13 protein-coding genes, 1 tRNA gene and 1 pseudogene are annotated in these 19,446 nt (G+C 59.9%); 7 read left to right on the top strand and 8 right to left on the bottom strand.

Annotation, left to right across the window (positions count from 1 at the left end):
* Positions 1-100 precede the first annotated feature (100 nt).
* Positions 101-2,020 (bottom strand): phosphodiesterase DibA, encoded by a 1,920-nt coding sequence (gene dibA, locus ACIPIN_RS27765; RefSeq protein ID WP_401124484.1) that lies wholly within the window; start codon positions 2,018-2,020, stop codon positions 101-103.
* A gap of 149 nt (positions 2,021-2,169) precedes the next feature.
* On the opposite strand from dibA, the gene desA reads away from it, so the two are divergent.
* Positions 2,170-3,348 (top strand): delta-9 fatty acid desaturase DesA, encoded by a 1,179-nt coding sequence (gene desA, locus ACIPIN_RS27760; RefSeq protein ID WP_401124483.1) that lies wholly within the window; start codon positions 2,170-2,172, stop codon positions 3,346-3,348.
* A 244-nt stretch (positions 3,349-3,592) separates the two neighbouring features.
* Positions 3,593-4,582, top strand: coding sequence for a GGDEF domain-containing protein (locus tag ACIPIN_RS27755; RefSeq protein ID WP_401124481.1), 990 nt, complete (start codon positions 3,593-3,595; stop codon positions 4,580-4,582).
* A 135-nt stretch (positions 4,583-4,717) separates the two neighbouring features.
* Here the strand turns inward: ACIPIN_RS27755 and ACIPIN_RS27750 are convergent, their stop codons facing one another.
* The 3 genes from ACIPIN_RS27750 to gabD form a co-directional block, all read right to left on the bottom strand.
* Entirely contained in the window at positions 4,718-5,932 is a 1,215-nt protein-coding gene (locus ACIPIN_RS27750) for an HDOD domain-containing protein (protein ID WP_401124478.1), read from the bottom strand.
* A 136-nt stretch (positions 5,933-6,068) separates the two neighbouring features.
* On the bottom strand, positions 6,069-7,346 hold the full coding sequence (gene gabT / locus ACIPIN_RS27745) for a 4-aminobutyrate--2-oxoglutarate transaminase (RefSeq protein WP_262112100.1): 1,278 nt from the start codon (positions 7,344-7,346) through the stop codon (positions 6,069-6,071).
* A gap of 176 nt (positions 7,347-7,522) precedes the next feature.
* Complete coding sequence (gene gabD, locus ACIPIN_RS27740; protein WP_401124477.1) at positions 7,523-8,965, bottom strand: NADP-dependent succinate-semialdehyde dehydrogenase; 1,443 nt, start codon at positions 8,963-8,965, stop codon at positions 7,523-7,525.
* A 349-nt stretch (positions 8,966-9,314) separates the two neighbouring features.
* Between gabD and ACIPIN_RS27735 the strand changes: the two genes are divergently transcribed.
* Positions 9,315-9,391, top strand: a tRNA-Arg gene (locus tag ACIPIN_RS27735).
* Positions 9,392-9,578: 187 nt separating this feature from the next.
* Here the strand turns inward: ACIPIN_RS27735 and betA are convergent.
* The 4 genes from betA to speB all read right to left on the bottom strand — a co-directional run bounded on the left by betA (position 9,579) and on the right by speB (position 15,640).
* The gene (gene betA, locus ACIPIN_RS27730; protein ID WP_401124475.1) at positions 9,579-11,267 is read right to left on the bottom strand and encodes a choline dehydrogenase; all 1,689 of its coding nucleotides are present in this window, start codon (positions 11,265-11,267) and stop codon (positions 9,579-9,581) included.
* A gap of 2 nt (positions 11,268-11,269) precedes the next feature.
* Entirely contained in the window at positions 11,270-12,838 is a 1,569-nt protein-coding gene (locus ACIPIN_RS27725) for a purine-cytosine permease family protein (RefSeq protein ID WP_401124473.1), read from the bottom strand.
* 224 nt (positions 12,839-13,062) lie between these two features.
* Positions 13,063-14,574 (bottom strand): aldehyde dehydrogenase family protein, encoded by a 1,512-nt coding sequence (locus tag ACIPIN_RS27720; RefSeq protein ID WP_401124471.1) that lies wholly within the window; start codon positions 14,572-14,574, stop codon positions 13,063-13,065.
* 67 nt (positions 14,575-14,641) lie between these two features.
* Positions 14,642-15,640: an agmatinase gene (speB, locus tag ACIPIN_RS27715; protein WP_401124469.1), complete on the bottom strand. Its 999-nt coding sequence runs from the start codon at positions 15,638-15,640 to the stop codon at positions 14,642-14,644.
* 151 nt (positions 15,641-15,791) lie between these two features.
* Between speB and ACIPIN_RS27710 the strand changes: the two genes are divergently transcribed.
* The 4 genes and pseudogenes from ACIPIN_RS27710 to ACIPIN_RS27695 form a co-directional block, all read left to right on the top strand.
* Positions 15,792-16,706 carry a LysR family transcriptional regulator gene (locus ACIPIN_RS27710; protein WP_401124467.1) on the top strand — a complete coding sequence of 305 codons (915 nt, stop codon included), beginning with the start codon at positions 15,792-15,794 and terminating at the stop codon, positions 16,704-16,706.
* Between the two features lie 133 nt (positions 16,707-16,839).
* Positions 16,840-18,375, top strand: a complete 1,536-nt coding sequence (locus ACIPIN_RS27705) for a sigma-54-dependent transcriptional regulator (protein ID WP_401124464.1) — start codon at positions 16,840-16,842, stop codon at positions 18,373-18,375.
* Positions 18,376-18,697: 322 nt separating this feature from the next.
* Positions 18,698-19,081 carry a glycine cleavage system protein GcvH gene (gcvH, locus tag ACIPIN_RS27700; protein WP_401124462.1) on the top strand — a complete coding sequence of 128 codons (384 nt, stop codon included), beginning with the start codon at positions 18,698-18,700 and terminating at the stop codon, positions 19,079-19,081.
* A 9-nt stretch (positions 19,082-19,090) separates the two neighbouring features.
* Positions 19,091-19,446, top strand: a pseudogene (locus ACIPIN_RS27695) (glycine dehydrogenase (aminomethyl-transferring)); the annotation flags it as partial.

The raw sequence follows: 19,446 nt of genomic DNA, 5'->3' as shown, positions 1-19,446 counted from the left end.
CTTCCAGGTCCCTCCCTCGATGATCAGTCGAGAACTATCGCTCCTGACGGAGCGATAGTCGAGATACAAGGAGCTGCCGCAGGCTGCGATCTTTTAATGTTTAGCGAATCACCGGCGCCCGAGCCCAATCCAGCTCTTGCGCCGGCATCGGTCGGCCAAACCAGTAACCCTGACCCAGGTCGCAACCCTGTTCGAGCAGGAAACTCGCCTGCTCGACCTGCTCGATGCCTTCGGCGTGCACCTGCATGCCCATGCTTTGCGCAAGGGCGATGATCACTCGAGCGATCGCGGCATCATCCTCATCCCACGGCAGGCCGGCGACGAAGCCCTGGTCGATCTTGAGTTTCTGCACCGGCAGACGCTTGAGCCGCAGCAGCGACGAATAACCGGTACCAAAGTCATCGATGGCCAGCCGCACACCCAGTTCGCGCAGGCGATGCATTTGTTCCAGCGCGACCTCCGGATCGTCCATCACCGCACTTTCGGTCACTTCCAGCTCCAGATAAGCCGGATCAAGTCCCGTGTCGTGCAGCACTTGAGCGACCCGTTCATACAGCTCACGCCGGGCAAACAGCCGCGTCGAGACGTTCACCGCGATAAACGACAGCACCACCCCGGCCTTCTGCCAGGCACACATCTGCTGACAGGCCTGTTGCATCACCCAGGCATCGATCTCGGCGATCAACCCGGTGCGCTCGGCAATCGGAATGAACTCACCCGGCGACACCAACCCGCGCTGCGGATGCTGCCAGCGAACCAGCGCTTCAACGCCAATCAAGCGGCTGGTCTTGAGGTCATGCACCGGCTGGTAATACACCCGCAACTCCTGCTGCTCCAGTGCGCGGCGCAATTCGAAGGCCATCTCGACCCGGTGCTGGGCGTGGGCGGTCAGTTCCTCGGTGTACAAGGCATAACCGTCGCGCCCCGAACTCTTGGCCTTGAACAGCGCCGAATCAGCGTTGCGCAGCAATTGTTCGGCGCTCAGCGCGTCGCTGGGGAACAGGCTGATTCCAACACTGGCGTTGATGAACAACGGGTGAGCATCGATGACAAACGGCTCTTTCAGACCATCGATGATCCGCTGCGCCAACGCGGCAGCCTGCACCAGTTGCGGACAACTCTCGGCCAGCACGGCAAACTCGTCGCCCCCCAAACGCGCCAGGGTAATTCCGGGGCCAAACATGCCTTGCAGACGTACGGCCACTGCCTTGAGCAACTGATCGCCGACGTTATGCCCGAGGCTGTCATTGATCATCTTGAAATGATCCAGATCGATCATCAGCAACGCGCACCCGCGCTTGTGAATCTGCGCCGACGCCAGCGCCTGTTCGACGCGATCGCTGAACAGCAGGCGATTAGGCAGTTCGGTCAGCGGGTCGTGGTGTGCAAGATGCGCGAGTTCGTGCTCGGAGTTCTTGATCGCGCTGATGTCGGAAAACACCGCCACATAGTGGCTCAACTGGCCGTGATCATCGTGAATGACCCGGATGGTCTGCCATTGCGGATAAATCTCACCGCTTTTGCGCCGATTCCAGATCTCGCCGCTCCACTCGCTGGTGCGGTTCAGACTCTGGAACATCTCTTGATAGAAATCTGGCGGATGATGGCCGGACTTGAACAGGCTGGGTCTGTGGCCCAACACCTCTTCGGCCTGATAGCCAGTGATCTCCATGAAGGCCCGATTGACGTGGACAATCACCCCCTGACGATCAGTGACCAAGACCCCTTCTCGCGTGCAATCGAACACCGCCTGTGCCTGACGCAATCGCGTGCGATCTTCGTTGCGAAGGCGCAATTTGGCACCGATCCCGAGAAAACCCAGCAACCGCGTCCGGGCAATGAAGATAAAACCGGCGCGGAGCACCACCCAGACATAACCGTTGATCAGTTGCCAGCGCTGAAGGTCAGCTGATTCATCGAATAAATTGGTCAATAAATAACCAGTGATTTCCAGCCAAACGACGGAAAGCACCAGGTAGAGCAGCGCTGCACGCAAGGCATCGCGATAAGAAGCAAACATTCGGTCGTCCATGTCCCTACAAAAAAGGTTGGAATTATAGATTTAAGGAAACATCCAGCCACTCTTATCTGAAAGGGCGACTGGTTTTATCTGTGTGCTGAGTGATAATGCGCCTGCTGTTTTTTTCTTTATCGAGGGCCATACAGCCTATGTGGTACGAAGGTTTACTCGGCTTGTCGCCCTGGCAACTGGTGGCAGTCACCCTGTTAATGACCCACATCACCATCGTGGGCGTCACGGTTTATCTGCATCGCTATTCAGCCCATCGCTCCCTTGAGCTCAATGCTGGCCTGAAACACTTTTTCCGCTTCTGGCTGTGGCTGACCACGGCGCAGAACACCCGCGAGTGGACCGCTATCCACCGCAAGCACCACGCAAAATGCGAAACCGTCGATGACCCGCATAGCCCGGTGATCAAGGGTCTGTCCACGGTATTGCGCAAAGGTGCCGAGCTGTACCGCACCGAAGCGGAAAACCCCGAAACCCTGCGCATCTACGGCAAGAACTGCCCCGAAGACTGGATCGAACGCAACCTCTACAGCCCTTATCCACTGCTGGGTGTGGCGATCATGGGCGTCATCGACCTGCTGCTGTTCGGCACCATCGGCATCACCATCTGGGCGATCCAGATGATGTGGATCCCGGTCTGGGCCGCTGGCGTGGTCAATGGCCTGGGTCATGCCGTTGGCTACCGCAACTTCGAATGCCGTGATGCGGCGACCAATCTGGTGCCCTGGGGCATTCTGATCGGCGGTGAAGAACTGCATAACAACCATCACACCTACCCTAACTCGGCGAAACTGTCGGTGAAGAAGTGGGAATTCGACCTCGGCTGGGCGTGGATCCAGGTCTTCAGCTTCCTGCGTCTGGCCAAGGTCCAGCGGGTTGCGCCGATCGCCCACCGTGTCGAAGGCAAAGGCAACCTGGACATGGACACCGCCATGGCGATCCTCAACAACCGCTTCCAGATCATGGCCCAGTACCGCAAGCTGGTGATCGGTCCGCTGGTCAAGCAAGAGCTGGAAAAGGTCGACCATTCGGTTCGCCACCAATTCCATCGCGCCAAGCGCCTGCTCTCGCGTGAAACCAGCCTGCTGGATGACAAACACCATGTGCGTATCCAGACCATGCTCGAGCACAGCCAGGCGCTGAAGGTAATTTACGAGAAACGTCTGGCCTTGCAGCAGATCTGGATCAAGACCAGCTCAAATGGCCACGACATGCTGGCGGCGATCAAGGACTGGGTCCACGAAGCCGAAGCCAGCGGTATTCAATCGCTGCGCGACTTCGCCAACCAGTTGAAAACCTACTCGCTGCGCCCTGCCTGACCTGTGGCGAGCGAGCTTGCTCGCGCTCGGCTGCGCAGCATTCGCAATCCCGGCGACGCGTTTTAACTGACAAAACGCGGTCGCCAGATTGGGGCGGTATACCGCCCAGCGGGAGCAAGCTCCCTCGCCACAAAAAGCGGGAACTAAGCTTAAAATCCCCTATCTCAAAGAGCACTTCGCCATCCAGGCGGGCTTTGTTGTGGCCGCTGTCGAACTCGCGGTACGCCCTTTGAGATTTGTGCCGATGGTCAATAAAAAGCCGGAAGACCTGTCCCTCCCACCGTGGCCCGAAGCCGCGCAAACCCTGATGGCATTGATGCATGCCCAAGGCGAAGTCGCGCGCCTGAGTGAGCGTGAACAGTTGTTCAGCTCATTACTGGTCAGCGTCAACGCCGTACTTTGGGCTTTCAATTGGGAAACACGCCAGGTGCTGTATGTCAGCCCGGCCTATGAACGGATTTTCGGTCGCTCCGCCGGCCTGCTGCTGGCCGATTATCACCAATGGCGCGACAGCATTTACCCGGATGACCTGGACTACGCCGAACGCAGCCTGGCCGAAGTGCTGGAAAAAGGCGCCGTCGAAGACCGCGAGTACCGAATCATCGCCGCCGACGGTCAGGTGCGCTGGCTCAGCGACAAATGCTTCATCAATCGTCAGGCCGAACCCGGACAACCGGTGATTGTGGTCGGCTTAGCCGAGGACATCACCGAAAAGAAGCAGCTGGAAACCGAGCTGCAACGCCTCGCCACCACCGATGTGTTGACCCAAAGCAGCAACCGTCGACACTTCTTCGAATGCGCCAGCCGCGAGTTCGAACAAGCGCGGCTGGAGGGTTCATCGCTGGCGTTTCTGCTGCTGGATATCGATGACTTCAAGCTCATCAACGATACGTACGGCCACCAGCAAGGCGATCAGGTGCTGCAACAGCTCGCCGAATGCGGACACGCAGCGTTGCGCCGTGGCGACCTGTTTGGGCGAATTGGCGGTGAAGAGTTTGCGGCGGTATTTCCCGGTTGCGCGCCAGATATGGCGAAGCAAGTCGCCGAGCGCCTGCAACGGGAAATCCAGCGTTTGAGTTTCAGCCATGACGATCAGACCTTCGGCATCACCGTCAGCCAGGGCCTGACCAGCCTCACCGCCGAAGATGAAACCCTCGACAACCTCTACACCCGCGCCGACGCCGCGATGTATGAATCCAAACGCCAGGGCAAGAACCGCATTATTTGCGGCTGAACCCAAACCCAGACTCAACACAGAACTAATGTGGGAGCGGGCTTGCTCGCGAAGACGGACATTCAGTCAACATCAATGTTGAACATAAGCCCCTCTTCGCGAGCAAGCCCGCTCCCACAGGGTTTGGTGTAAAGCCTATTTTTTGCGTAAACGCATCAATTCCGGCAAGCCGATCTTGAGCAGGCGCGCCGTTCGGCTTTTGGCCAATTCTTCAACACCCTCATGCTCGGTCAGGCGCGCCAATTGTGCCGCCATATTCATCACCAGCGCTTCACGAGAGTATACCCCGCCACCGAGCTGATAGACCGCCGCAATCAGCTCTCGCAGCTCCAGCGGCAGCCGCCAGCGGGTGCGCAACGCCGAACCGTAGGCCGCGCCAAATTCAGCCAGCGCATCGCCGACCTCCTCCAGCTCGTCCAGTTCGCCCCCCGCCTGCTTCCACTCTTGCAAGCAACGCAACAGCGCCAGATCGCCCAGACGATGGAGCATGCCGGCGCAATAGCAACGTTCCTGATCCAGATCGAGCAAGCGCGCCAGGGTCCGCCCGTATTCAGCGGTGTGCAGTGACAGCTTCCAGTAGCGCTCGGCGTAATCGGCCAGGCACGGATCGCTCAACTTCGCACTGCGCTTGAGGGCCAGGCCAAGGATCAGGTTCATGCTTTGCCCGGTGCCCAGGCGATGCAAAGCCTGGGACACGGTCTGCACGGTGTCGCCAAGGTGTTGCGCGGCGCTGTTGGCGGCGGCGATCAACACGGCGGTGATCTGCGGATCGGTGCGCACCTCCTCTTCCAGCAGCTTCAGATCGAGGCCATTGGGGTTCAGGCTGCGCTTGACCGCCAGTTGCACGTCAGTGCGCAACGGCGCACCGTCCGCCACCTCACGCCGACGCTCAAGGAAGGTCGACAACGTCATGCCAGGCGCCAGCGCCGGGACGTCACAGGAAACCGTCTGACCAGCGATCAGCAACAAATCCTGCAGACGCTGAGTCAGGCCTTCCATGTTCAGGGGCTTGGTCAGATAGGCCGTCGGGGCCAGCGGCAATACCTCGCGCACGCTGGCGCTGTCGTTGCGGCTACTCATCAGAATGAATGGCAACACCGGGTTACGCCGCCGCTGACGCACGCTACGCAGCAAGCCCAGGCCATCGATACCGGGAAGTTCCCAATCGGCGATCACCAGGTCGTAGGGATTTTCACTCAGTAACTCCAGCGCCTGTTGGCCATCGGCGCACAGATCCAATCGTGCGTCACAGCGCACGTGCAACAACACCTGCTTGAGCAGGTCTCGAGACCAAGGATCAGTCTCGGCGATCAGTACTCGCGGCACAGCAGGTAAATCAACAGCGGTCATCAGTACACTCCGAGGCAATGCCTGCACCTTAGACAATGCTGACAATTCGATACAGCGTAAAAGCCACCGATGTGTTTCAAGAGACAAAAAAACCCGCCGAAGCGGGTTTTTTTGTCGATCAGGTCACACTTGGCAATCAGAGCTCGGAGAAGCACTCTTCGATAATCGCCAGACCTTTGTCCAGCTGCTCGTCCGGCGAAGTCAGTGGCACCAGTACGCGCAACACGTTGCCGTAAGTACCGCACGACAGCAGGATCAGACCCTTGTCGCGCGCCTTGGCCACGACTTGGGCAACGGCTGCGGCGTTAGGCTTGTGGCTGTCGCCATTTTCGAACAGTTCGACCGCGATCATCGCGCCCAGGGCACGCACTTCACCGATCACCGGGTACTTGGCCTGGATGGCTTTGAGGCCAGTCACCAGACGCTCGCCAACCGCTTTGCAGCGATCCAGCAGGTGCTCTTCTTCGAACACTTCCATCACCGCCAGCGCAGCGGCGCAAGCGATCGGGCTACCGGCGTAAGTACCGCCCAGGCCACCTGGAGCGATGGCGTCCATGTATTCAGCCTTGCCGCACACACCGGCCAACGGGAAGCCGCCAGCGATGGATTTGGCGAAGGTGGTCAGGTCGGCAGCAACGCCCATCTGTTCCATGGCGAAGAAGGTACCGGTACGACCAGCGCCGGTTTGTACTTCGTCAGCAATCAACAGAATGCCGTGCTGGTCGCACAGAGCGCGCAGACGCTTCATGAACTCTTTAGGCGCAACGTAGAAACCACCTTCGCCCTGAACCGGCTCGATGATGATGGCAGCGATGTCACGCGGCTCGGCGTCGTTCTTGAAGATGCGCTCGATGCTGGCGATCGAATCGTCGATGCTCACGCCATGCAGTTCGTTCGGATACAGCGCGCGGAAGATGCCGCCTGGCATCAGGCCCATGCCGGCCGAGTAAGGCACGACTTTACCGGTCAGGCCCAGGGTCATCATGGTGCGACCGTGGTAAGCGCCGGTGAAGGCGATTACGCCGGCACGGCCTGTGGCAGCGCGGGCGATCTTGATGGAGTTTTCCACGGCTTCGGAGCCGGTGGTCACCAGCAGGGTTTTCTTGGCGAAATCACCAGGAACCTTGGCGTTCACTTTCTCGCACAGTTCTACGTACGGTTCGTAAGCCAGCACCTGGAAGCAGGTGTGAGTCAGCTTGTTCAGCTGCGCAGTCACGGCCGCGATGATTTTCGGGTGCAGGTGACCGGTGTTCAGCACGGCGATACCACCGGCGAAGTCGATGAACTCGCGACCTTCAACGTCGGTCACGGTGGCGTTCTTCGCGGACTCGGCGAAGATCGGGTGAATCTGGCCAACACCGCGTGGTACAGCGGCTTCGCGGCGTTTCATCAAAGAAGCGTTAGTCTTGCTCATAGTGTCCTCATTCGCCGCTCATCGGTCGGCGTGGCTCAAGGAATACGTGGCGGGGAGGCAACTACGGCAGCATGCGATGATCGACTGCCACAGCTTTCCCGGCCACCGAGAAATAACGTTTGAAGCCCGCAAAGGGACAGCGCTCTCGTGCCCTTTGCGTTTAATTCCTTACCTGATCAGATGCCCAGGCAGAGGTATTTGATTTCCAGGTAATCTTCGATGCCGTACTTGGAGCCTTCACGGCCCAGGCCCGAGGCCTTGATGCCGCCGAACGGCGCGACTTCGTTGGAGATCAACCCGGTGTTGACGCCGACCATACCGTATTCCAGGGCTTCAGCCACACGGAACACACGACCCAGGTCACGCGCATAGAAGTACGAGGCCAGACCGAACTCGGTGTCGTTCGACATCGCGATCACTTCGGCTTCGTCTTTGAAGCGGAACAGTGGCGCCAATGGACCGAAGGTTTCTTCCTTGGCCACTGCAGCGTTTTTCGGCACGTTGGTCAGGATGGTCGGTTCGAAGAAGTTGCCTTCCATAACCTTGCCACCGGCCAGCAGGGTCGCGCCTTTGCTCAGGGCATCAGCAATGTGCTCCTGAACCTTGGCCACGGCTTTGCCGTCGATCAACGGACCGGTGGTGGTGCCCTCTTCCAGACCGTTGCCGATCTTGAGTTTGGCCACAGCCACTTTGAGTTTTTCAGCGAACGCGTCGTACACCGAATCCTGAATGTACAGACGGTTGGCGCAGACGCAGGTCTGGCCGTTGTTGCGGTATTTGGAAATGATCGCGCCTTCGACGGCCTTATCCAGGTCCGCGTCATCGAACACGATGAACGGTGCGTTGCCGCCCAGTTCCAGGGACACTTTCTTGATGTCCTTGGCGCATTCGGCCATCAGCTGACGACCGATTTCGGTCGAGCCGGTGAAGGACAGCTTGCGCACGATCGGGTTGCCGGTCAGCTCGCTGCCGATGTCGCCGGCGCTGCCGGTCACAACGCTCAACACACCTTTCGGGATACCGGCACGCTGGGCCAGTTCAGCCAGGGCGAAAGCAGAGAAAGGCGTTTGCGAAGCAGGCTTGAGCACCATGGTGCAACCGGCGGCCAGGGCCGGGCCGGCTTTACGGGTGATCATCGCGGCCGGGAAGTTCCACGGGGTGATGGCAGCGGTCACGCCGATTGGCTGCTTGATCACGATCAGGCGCTTGTCTGGCTGGTGGCCCGGAATCACGTCACCGTAGATGCGCTTGGCTTCTTCGGCGAACCATTCGATGAAGGACGCGGCGTAAACGATTTCGCCCTTGGCTTCAGCCAGTGGCTTGCCCTGTTCCAGGGTCATCAGGCGAGCCAGGTCGTCCTGGTTTTCGATGATCAGTTCAAACCAGCGACGCAGCTTGTTCGCGCGGTCCTTGGCGGTCAGTGCACGCCAGGCCGGCAGCGCCTTGTCGGCAGCTTCAATGGCACGGCGGGTTTCGGCAGCGCCCATTTTTGGCACGGTGCCCAGAATTTCGCCCGTTGCCGGGTTGGTGACGTTGATCGTCTGACCATTGTCCGCATCAACCCAGGCGCCATCAATGAAGGCTTGCTGGCGGAACAACAGGGTGTCTTTAAGCTGCATGTCGGCTTTCCTTAACAGCACCGCGCGCACGCGGAGCAAATTATGATTGTAGAAAGGCGCCTTGGAGGCTGCCGTCAGGGAAATCATTCACCGGGCTGAAGCACATAAATAGCGCACTATTGAAGCTCGTGCGGTTCAGCACCCAGACAAGAGCGTTTGAAATCTCAAACGAATCCTAGGATCAAAGGGGGTAAAGGACAATAGGCTGTTCGAAAAAAAGAACGAAAACGCCGCATTTGCACTATTTTTCTGATCAACGTAGCAAACACCCACTCGGCGGGCGCGAAACATCAGGCTATTCAGCGGCATGGACGCCCGCAGCGCATATGAGTATCATGGCGCCCGCATTGCACCAGTAGCTCAGCTGGATAGAGTACTGCCCTCCGAAGGCAGGGGTCGTGGGTTCGAATCCCGCCTGGTGCACCAAACAAAAAAAGGCCTCAGGTGAAAACCTGGGGCCTTTTTGTTTGTGACGTACCTGCTTTTACCTGATCCGTACCACCTCTATACAAGAAGCCAGTGGGCACCTGATCACTGCCTACATGCAGCAACAGGCCTATAAACACCGCCCATTGCTGACCGCCGTCCCTTCAACTCCAGCTTTCCCTGGAGATTAAACCCTCACATTACGCACCGGTGCCGTGGTGCGCTGACGGGTTTCCCAATCCTTGGCCAACCCTACCACCGCATCAGACGCTGGCAACATGTTGCGCCCGCGCACCAGGTCGGATGCCCGTTCGGCGAGCATGATGGTCGGTGCATTGAGGTTGCCGTTCGGCTCGGTTGGAAACACTGACGAGTCGATCACCCGCAAGCCTTCGATTCCCCGCACACGCAATTGGGAGTCGACCACCGCCATGTCATCCTCGCCCATGCGGCAGGAGCCGCAAGGATGGTAGGTGCTCTCCAGGTTTTCGCGGACGAACGCGTCGAGATCCTCATCGCTGGTCACCTTCGCGCCAGGCGCAATCTCGCCATCACGGAAGCGGTCCATCGCCGGCTGACCGATGATTTCCCGTGTCAGACGTATGCAGCGGCGGAACCCTTCGCGATCCTCTTCTCGCTGCAGGTAGTTGAACTGGATCTCCGGGTGTTCATAGGGATCTGCGGAACGGACTCGCACATAGCCCCGGCTTTTCGGCTTGTTCGGCCCGGTCAGCACCATGAAGCCGTGGCCCTTGATCGGCTTCTTGCCGTCGTAGCGCATTGCCGCCGGCAGGAAATGGAACTGGATGTCCGGCCAACGCAAACCCTGCTCGGAGCGGATGAAACCACCGGCCTCGAAATGATTGGTGGCGCCGAGCCCGTCCTTGAACAACAACCAGCGCAACCCGATCATCAACTTGCTCAGGGGATCCATTTTGCTATTGAGCGTCACCGGCTCCTTGCAGCCGAACTGAATGTAGACCTCGGCGTGATCCTGCAGGTTTTCCCCGACGCCCGGCAGGTCGTGCCGCACCTCGACCCCGGCTTTGCGGAGCACCTCGGCCGGCCCGATACCGGACCGTTGCAGCAGGTGCGGCGAACCGATCGGCCCGGACGACACCAGGACTTCCCGCTTGCAATAGACCTTATGGGTCTGGCCTTCGCAGTCATAGATGACGCCCACCGCACGCTTGCCTTCGAGGATGATCTGACGCGTCATCGCCTGGGTGACCACGGTCAGGTTCGGACGCTCCATGGCCGGCCGCAGATAAGCATTGGCCGTGGAGCAGCGCACGCCATTCTTCACCGTCATGTGCATGGCACCGAAACCTTCCTGCATGAAGCCGTTGCAGTCGTCGGTCTTGATGTAACCCGCCTCGGCGCCGGCCTCGATCCAGGCTCCATACAACGGGTTCTTCATGTTATTGCCGTTGTTGGTGTGCAAGGGCCCGGTATGCCCACGGTAGCCGTCGCCGCCCGCCTTGTAACTCTCTGCCCGTTTGAAGTACGGCAGGCAATTACGGTAGCCCCAACCCTCTGCGCCGAGCGATTCCCACTCATCAAAGTCATAAGCGTGGCCACGGATGTAAACCAGGCCATTGATCGATGATGAGCCGCCCAGCACCTTGCCTCTCGGGCAGTGGATCCGACGCCCGTTGAGGTAGGGCTCTGGCTCGGTCTCGTAGCGCCAGTTGTACTTCTTGGTGTTCATCGGGATCGAGAACGCACTCGGCATCTGGATCACCACACTGCGATCACTGCCACCGAATTCCAGAACCAGCACTGAGGTGGCGGAGTCTTCGCTCAAGCGGTTGGCCAGCACACAACCTGCCGAGCCGGCGCCGATGATGATGTAGTCGTATTTTTGAGTAGCCATGGTTATCTCCCGGCTGTCGATTCGTTGAGCCGCGGCAACGGGGACTTGGCCTGCTTGTCGCCGGTGGTGTATTGCGGGGAAGTTTTCTCGATCTGGCGGATGACCACTTCTTCGCGCGCAAGGTCAATCGAGCGGCTGAGCCAGTAGTACACCAGCCCCGACACGATCAGTCCGACGAGCCAGGCGATGTCGATGCTTCCGAGCGCCTTGGCGAGCGGGCCGACATAGACCTCGCGTTGTTCAACGCCGTCGAAGATGTAAAAGAACGGGATCATGGAAATGAAGCCGATCGCATACGAGATGATGCCGCGCATCCCCCAGCTGCCGTAGATGTTGCCGTGGGGCATGAAGAAGTGCGGGATGGCGTAGCGGCCTTTACGGACGAAGAAGTAGTCGGTCAGGTTCACCGAGGTCCATGGCACCAGGAAGTACAGCATCACCACCAGGTAGATACCCAGCACCGACAGCCCTTTGCCCGAACTCTGGATGCTCAAGGCCACGCCCAGTTGCAGCAGGATCACGAAACCGATCGCCAGAGTGCGCGCCTTGCGCGTCGGCTCGATGTGCTTGATGGAGTCAACGCAGGTCAGCGTGGTCAGTTTCGCGCTGTAAATGTTCATCGCGATGACCGGCAGGAAGGCCAGGATGGTGATGATCACCACCGCAGTGCCAATGATCGGCGACACCGTGTTGCCCACTTGCCCGAGGGCGACCAGCACATCAGTGGAATGCAGGTGATCGGCCAACCAGCCACCCACGGAAATCATCCACGCGCCGGACAACGAGGCGCCCAGAAAGACCACCGCGATCAGTTTCCCGCTCGGGGTGTTCTTGGGCAGGTAGCGTGAATAATCGGAAACGTAAGGCGCGTAAGCGATGTTGTAACTCGCTGCCGCAGCGAACTGTGCGATGAAACCGGTCCAGTTGAAGCCCAGCGGTGCCGGAGCAATTTCACCGGCCCCGAGTACCGGCATCGGCGCATCGGGAACCCAGCCCATCAACACTGCCAACGTCACCAGACCGTAAAGCGGAATCGACAGATACAAGGCCCATTTGAAACTGCGGTGCATCCAGTCATGGCCGAGGATCGCCAGTATGGCCGCCGGCACCGTCACGGCCACCGCCACCACCGCAGGGTTGAAGCCGAATAGCGTGTGCAGGCCCTGCATCATCAACACGAGGTTGACGATGTTGAACCCGGCGAACACAAACAGCGTCGCAAGCAGCACGAGAATCACCCCGCGATAGCCAAACTGCGCGCGCGACTGGATCATCTGCGGCAGCCCCAGGTGTGGACCTTGCGATCCATGAAAGGCCATGAACAGCGTGCCGAACATGATGCCCAGCGTGCCGGCGAGAGTGGTCCAGAGCGCGGTCAGGCCGACGCTCGGACCGACAAAGCCAATGGTCATGGTAAAAAACGTGAAATTGCCGAGGAACCAGAACGGGCCCTGGCTCGACAGTTTGTCGGTACGCTCGTTCTCTGGGATGAAGTCGATCGAATGCCCTTCGACGACCGGCTTGTCGTCGCGGGTGGACACGCTCGGGGCGGACTTGGCGTTAGTGTTCATGATGTACTCTTATTGTTGGAAGATCATGACGAGATAACCGCATTCTTTCGGGTGAACGACGCCCGGGCGCGTCCTTGCCGTTCCCGATTTCTGAAAGTGCTAGCAGCTTAAATGGCGCAAAACCTGTGGGAGCGAGCTTGCTCGCGATAGCAGATGGTCAGGCAACACAGGTGTTGGATGTGCAACCGTCATCGCGAGCAAGCTCGCTCCCACAAGGTCAAGCGTCAGCCGGGCAGCGTGATCCAGACTGCCTTGGTTTCGAGCAGGTAATCGAGTTGCTCCGGCCCAAGATCCTTGCCGAATCCAGACTGCTTGTAGCCACCGAACGGCATCGCCGGGTCGAGGGTGCCGTGGGCATTGACGTATACCGAACCCGCTCGCAACCGCGGAATCAGGCTGTGCACGCGTCCAAGGTCATTGGAATAAAGTGCGGCTGCCAGACCGTACGGCGAGTCATTGGCCAACGCCAGTGCTTCCTCTTCATCGTCGAAAGGCGCAGTTACCAGAACCGGGCCAAAGATCTCCTCCTGGACGATGCGCATATCGTTGCGGCAATGGGCGAAAATAGTCGGCTCGACGAAGTAGCCGGGGCCCTCGACAGGCTGGCCGCCGTAGACCAGTTCGGCGCCCTCGCGCTTGCCGGTTTCGATGTAGCTGGTCACTCGATCCTTTTGCAAGGCCGATACCAACGGGCTGATGAAGCAGTCCGGGTCCAGACCCGGGGCAATCTTCAAGGTCCGGGTGTAGGCGATCAGCTCACGCAGGAATTCGTCGTAAATGCTGCGATGAACATAGGCGCGTGTACCGGCATCACACACCTGACCCGAGTTGAAAAACACCCCGTTGGCGATGGCTTGGGCGGCGGCCGGAATGTTGGCATCGGCCAGCACGATAACCGGTGATTTCCCTCCGAGTTCGAGGGTTAGTCGCTTCATTTCGTCCAACGCCGCACGGCCGACAGTGCGGCCTACCGGCGTCGAACCGGTGAAGGTGAGCTTGTCGACGCCTGGGTGCGTGGCCATTGCCGCACCGACCACGCTACCGCGTCCGGTCACGATGTTGATCACCCCGTCCGGGATGCCGGCTTCCTGAACCAGTTCGGCAAAACGCAAAGCCGACAGCGAGGTTAGTTCGGCGGGTTTGACCACCACGGTGCAACCGGTCGCCAGGGCGGCGCCGAGTTTCCAGGCCATGGTTTGCAGCGGGAAGTTCCAGGGCACAATGGCGCCGACAACGCCAACCGCCTCCTTGCGCGTATAGGCCAGATAGTTGCCCGGCAACGAGGGCTCGACGGTACGCCCGTGGAGTTTGGTGGCCCAGCCGGCGAAATAGCGCAGGGTATCGACCGTGCCCTGAATATCGACTTCCCGCGCAAAAGCCACCGACTTGCCCATGTCGATCGATTCTATTTCAGCCAGTTCGGCGGCGTTGTGTTCAATCAGATCAGCCAGGCGATGCATCAGCCGCTCACGCTCGCGCGGCTTGGCCTGACGCCAGGCGCCACCGTCAAACTGGGCTCGGGCGGCTTGCACGGCGCGATCCAGATCCTGTGTGGTGCCCATGGGAACACGGGTGATCAGGCCTGCGGTGGACGGCTCGATGACCTCGGAGGTCTGGCCGTCGCTGGCCTCGACCCAGGCGCCGCCGATGAACATCTTCTGCACCTTGCCGAGAAAGGTCTGGGTGGCCTCGCTGACGCCGAATTTTTGCAGGTACTGCTTGACGATCGTGTCCATTTTTATTCTCTCTGCCCGGCAGTCAGGTCCTGCCGGGACACTGTGGTTCGATGATCGATCCCCTCAATCAGGCCGGGGTGGCTTCGCTCATGGTCTGACGCGCCTGAGCCCGCTCGTGGAAGATGAAACCGATGCTGTTGAGCAGCAACTGGGCCGCGAGAATCGAGGTCATGCCGCTCGGGTCATAGACAGGGGCGACCTCGACCAGGTCCATGCCGACGATGTTGCCTTTGCTGCGCTTGGCCAGGGCCTGGATGATTTCCAGCACTTCGTAATACAGGAATCCACCGTGGCTTGGCGTGCCAGTGCCGGGGGCTATGGAAGGGTCGAAGCCGTCGATGTCGATGGTGATGTAGTAGTTGATGTTCTGCGGGATCAACGCCAGCACACCTTCGACGCCGAGGCGGCGCACATCGCGCACCGAGAGAATCTTCGAGCCGGCCTGGTGGGCTGCTTCGTAGTCATCGCGATTGGAAGACGACACGTTGCGGATGCCCATCTGGGTCATGCCGACAATGTGGTTCATCTCGGAGGCGCGGCGCAGCGGGTTGCCATGGCCATAGCGCACGCCATGGCGCTCGTCGACAAAGTCCAGGTGCGCATCGAAGTGGATGATGTGGATCGGGCCGCGACCCTCGAATGCCTTGATCACCGGGGCGTGCACCGAGTGATCGCCACCGAGCACAACGGGCATGACACCGGCATCGAGGATTTTGCGCACCGCATACTCGGTATTGGCGTTACTGGCGGCCATGTCGGTGTGCACGATATCGGCGTCACCGACGTCGACCATGCGCACGTCGGCGGCGGTCAAGTACATGACGTCATCTTCGTGGTCATAGGCGCCGGCGTGGCCGAAGGAAAACAGCGTCGATGCCTCGCGAATCCCGCGTGGTCCGAAACGTGCGCCGGAACGCCACTGGGTGCCCATGTCGTTGGGCACGCCGAGCACCGCCACGTCGGCATCCAGCGCATCCCAGTCGGTGCACACCGGGGATTTGCCAAAGGTGCAATGACCCACGAACGGCAAGTTCAGGCGACCGGACTCATAACCATTGTTCGACATTTCTAGCCTCTCCACTTCTTGTTATCGGCTTGGCGGACTGCAAGGCGACCGCCGTTGAAGTGACTATGGGCGCAGGTTTTCGTGGAAAAAATGCTAAACATCAGATACTCATATCGGCATTGCCGATGCATCCACAGGTGGGAGGTTCAAGGTGATTCAGCTGCACGATGTCGATCTGAAGTTGCTCAGGGTGTTTGCCACGATTGTCCGGTGCGGGGGGTTTTCCGCTGCGCAGGCGGCTTTGAATGCCGGCCAGTCGACCATCAGTGAACAGATGACCCATCTGGAAACCCGCCTCGGGGTCAAGCTCTGCCAGCGCGGGCGCAGCGGCTTTCGCCTGACCGAGCAAGGCGTGGCGATTCATGAAGCCACCCAGCGCCTGCTCTCGGCGGTGGAAAACTTCTGCATGGACGCCGACGTGCTCAAACAGCACATCAGCGGAAAGCTCAACCTGGGGATCATCGACACCACCATCACCGACCCTGACTCACCGCTACCGCGGACCACCCAGCGCTTCGTGTCCAGGGGGCATGATGTGCATCTCAACGTGTATGTGGGCACCCCCGCAGAACTGGAGGAGCGCGTGCTCGACGGCCGACTGCACCTGGCCATCGGACACTTCCCGATCCATGTTCCCGGTCTGTTGCACTCGCCGCTTTATCAGGAAGCACTCGGACTGTATTGCGGCCGGCGTCACCCGCTCTATGGCAGCCAGGCCGAGCGTGCAGAACTGCTCGAAGAGATTGGCGCGAGCCGAGTCGTCGCCCGGGGTTACATGCAGCAATACGACCTGGAACATCTGGGCGTCAGCAAAGCCGCAGCGACCGTGGACAACATCGAGGCCCTGGCCATTCTGATCATTTCCGGCGCGTATCTGGGCTTTCTGCCGATGCACTTCGCCTCTCAGTGGATCAAGACCGGTGAAATGCATCAGTTGGCGCCAACCAGCTTGCGCCTGATGTCGCCCTTCGATGTGATCACCCGACGTGGCACTGCCCCACCACCGATACTTCAAGCCTTCCTCGAAGATCTGGCAGCCTGTTCGCGCAGCGCGGGTCGTACCTGATCCCGCGCCAACAGCACTGAGCCAGTACCTCGGCACAGGACCGTGCACCACGTAATCCACTCGCCACGCTCGAACAGACCCCGACATACTCATTCATCGCTGCGATCCGGTTCGCAACCCTTTCAGGCCTCCTATGCGCATCCACGTCACCTTTACCGACCGTGTCGGCATCACCCAGGAAGTGCTGGCCCTGCTCGGTAGGCGCAGCCTCAATCTGGATGCCGTCGAGATGGTGCCACCGAACGTTTACATCGACGCCCCGACCCTCGGCGCCGATGTGCTGGAAGAGCTGCGCGAGGCCTTTCTCGGTGTACAGGGCGTGCAAGCCGTGACGATGGTCGACATCCTCCCCGGCCAGCGCCGACGCCTGCAACTGGATGCCTTGCTCGCTGCCAGGGCCGACCCGGTGCTGGCGGTGGATGGCCACGGCCATGTGCTGCTGGCCAATCCGGCGCTAATCGCACTGTGTGGTCGTGAACCGGCCGGTGAGCCGCTGACCGCGCTATTCGATGAGCCCTCCTTGCAACGTACGCTGATCGAACACGGCTACCGCCTGCCCATGCGCGAGGTCACGCTCAACGGCCAGACCTTGCTGCTCGATGCAATGCCGATCAGTGAAGCCGGCGAGCTGGGCAGCCAGCCGCTGGCCGGTGGGTTGCTGACGCTGTACGTGCCAAACCGTATCAGTGAGCGCCTGGCCGCCCTCCATCACGACCACGCCGAAAGCTTCGAGGCGCTGCTCGGCGACTCTCTCCCGATGCGCGCTCTGAAAGCCCGGGCCCAGCGCATTGCAGCGCTCGACGCACCGTTGCTGATCCAGGGCGAAACCGGCACCGGCAAAGAGCTGGTGGCCCGTGCCTGCCACACGTTCAGCACGCGGCGTGACTCGCCGTTCCTGGCCCTGAACTGCGCGGCATTGCCGGAGAGCCTGGCCGAAAGCGAGCTGTTCGGCTACGCCCCCGGCGCCTTCACCGGCGCCCAGCGTGGCGGCAAACTCGGCCTGCTTGAACTGGCCGATCAGGGCACGGTGTTCCTCGACGAAATCGGTGAGATGTCACCCTACCTGCAAGCCAAGTTGCTGCGCTTTTTGAGCGATGGCTGCTTCCGCCGGGTTGGCGGTGATCGTGAGGTCAAGGTCAACGTGCGGATCCTCAGCGCGACCCACCGCGACCTGGAAAAAATGGTCAGCGAAGGCAGCTTTCGCGAGGACCTGTTCTACCGCCTGAATGTGCTCAATCTGCAAGTGCCGCCGCTACGCGAACGCGGTCATGACATCCTCGTGCTGGCCCAGCATTTCATGCAGCAGGCCTGTGCACAGATCCAGCGCCCGGTTTGCCGTCTGGCGCCCGGGACTTATCCGGCGCTGCTCGGCAACCGCTGGCCCGGCAATGTGCGCCAACTGCAAAACGTGATCTTCCGCGCCAGCGCCATTTGCGAGAACCCGCTGATAGGCATCGACGACCTGGACATCGCCAGCACTGCCGTGGCGCGGCAAAACGACGGCGAGGTCGGCAGCCTGGAAGATGCCATCGAGGGTTTTGAAAAGAGCCTGCTCCAACAGCTCTATCGCACCTATCCGTCCAGCCGGTTACTCGCCGCACGCCTGCATACTTCGCACAGCGCCATCGCCATCCGCCTGCGCAAATACGGTATTCCCGGCAAGGCCTGACCGCCGCCCATACACGCCCTTTTACGAGCGCCGTATGCAAATCGCTACAGCGTACCGAATTCAAGACAAAACGCTGTAACACCAGCTCCTCATCGCCTTTCCCCTCCTTGGCCCTGCCTACCCGGACCCTCTGTATTGAATTCACTACAGAAGCGCCTCGCTCAACGTCAAAAAAACAAATCAACTAATTGATTTATAAGCAATAAATAACAATGGCACTGCACTTGCTATGAGCTCTACAGCCACGCTCGATGCCCGGCATGAGCCTGTAAATCGTCTCCCGCCACAAGAAGCGGGTAAGTCTGACCCCTGAGGAGTTCACATGAGCGAATTGCGTTTTACTGAAGATCACGAATGGCTGCGCACCGAAGCTGACGGCAGCGTCACGGTCGGCATCACTGCCTTCGCACAGAACGCCCTGGGCGACGTGGTATTCGTGCAACTGCCTGAGCTGAAGGCCTACGAACAAGGCGCCGAAACCGCCACCGTGGAATCGGTAAAAGCCGCCAGCGGCGTGTACATGCCATTGGCGGGTGACGTCTTGGAAGTGAACCCGGCGCTGGACAGCAGTCCTGAACTGATCAATGAAGATCCGCTGGGCGAAGGCTGGTTCTTCCGCTTCAAGCCGACCGATGCTTTGGCTGTCGCCAAACTGCTGGATCAGGACGCTTACGACCGTCTGATCAAAGACCACGCCGACGCCTGAGGAATCAGCATGACCACTTTCCTCGACACTCATGATGAATTCACAGCACGCCACATCGGCCCGCGTTCGGGCGATGAGCAAGCCATGCTCAACAGCCTGGGCTTTGATTCCCTGGAAGCCCTGAGCGCCAGCGTCATCCCCGACAGCATCAAGGGCACCAGCGTGCTCGGGCTGGAAGACGGTTTGAGCGAAGCCGAGGCCCTGGCCTCGATCAAAGCCATCGCCGCCAAAAACCAGCTGTTCAAGACCTACATCGGCCAGGGCTACTACGGCACCCACACGCCGTCGCCGATCCTGCGCAACCTGCTGGAAAACCCGGCCTGGTACACCGCGTACACCCCGTACCAGCCAGAAATTTCCCAGGG

It is taken from the genome of Pseudomonas sp. NPDC087697, from assembly GCF_044743155.1.
GTDB lineage: Bacteria > Pseudomonadota > Gammaproteobacteria > Pseudomonadales > Pseudomonadaceae > Aquipseudomonas.
This window is presented reverse-complemented; position numbering and strand designations above follow the sequence as displayed.

Excerpts from the sequence above, each read along its gene's own strand:
- dibA (WP_401124484.1), bottom strand. The coding sequence starts at position 2,020 with ATGTTTGCTTCTTATCGCGATGCCTTGCGTGCAGCGCTGCTCTACCTG.
- desA (WP_401124483.1), top strand. The coding sequence starts at position 2,170 with ATGTGGTACGAAGGTTTACTCGGCTTGTCGCCCTGGCAACTGGTGGCA.
- ACIPIN_RS27755 (WP_401124481.1), top strand. The coding sequence starts at position 3,593 with ATGGTCAATAAAAAGCCGGAAGACCTGTCCCTCCCACCGTGGCCCGAA.
- ACIPIN_RS27750 (WP_401124478.1), bottom strand. The coding sequence starts at position 5,932 with ATGACCGCTGTTGATTTACCTGCTGTGCCGCGAGTACTGATCGCCGAG.
- gabT (WP_262112100.1), bottom strand. The coding sequence starts at position 7,346 with ATGAGCAAGACTAACGCTTCTTTGATGAAACGCCGCGAAGCCGCTGTA.
- gabD (WP_401124477.1), bottom strand. The coding sequence starts at position 8,965 with ATGCAGCTTAAAGACACCCTGTTGTTCCGCCAGCAAGCCTTCATTGAT.
- betA (WP_401124475.1), bottom strand. The coding sequence starts at position 11,267 with ATGGCTACTCAAAAATACGACTACATCATCATCGGCGCCGGCTCGGCA.
- ACIPIN_RS27725 (WP_401124473.1), bottom strand. The coding sequence starts at position 12,838 with ATGAACACTAACGCCAAGTCCGCCCCGAGCGTGTCCACCCGCGACGAC.
- ACIPIN_RS27720 (WP_401124471.1), bottom strand. The coding sequence starts at position 14,574 with ATGGACACGATCGTCAAGCAGTACCTGCAAAAATTCGGCGTCAGCGAG.
- speB (WP_401124469.1), bottom strand. The coding sequence starts at position 15,640 with ATGTCGAACAATGGTTATGAGTCCGGTCGCCTGAACTTGCCGTTCGTG.
- ACIPIN_RS27705 (WP_401124464.1), top strand. The coding sequence starts at position 16,840 with ATGCGCATCCACGTCACCTTTACCGACCGTGTCGGCATCACCCAGGAA.
- gcvH (WP_401124462.1), top strand. The coding sequence starts at position 18,698 with ATGAGCGAATTGCGTTTTACTGAAGATCACGAATGGCTGCGCACCGAA.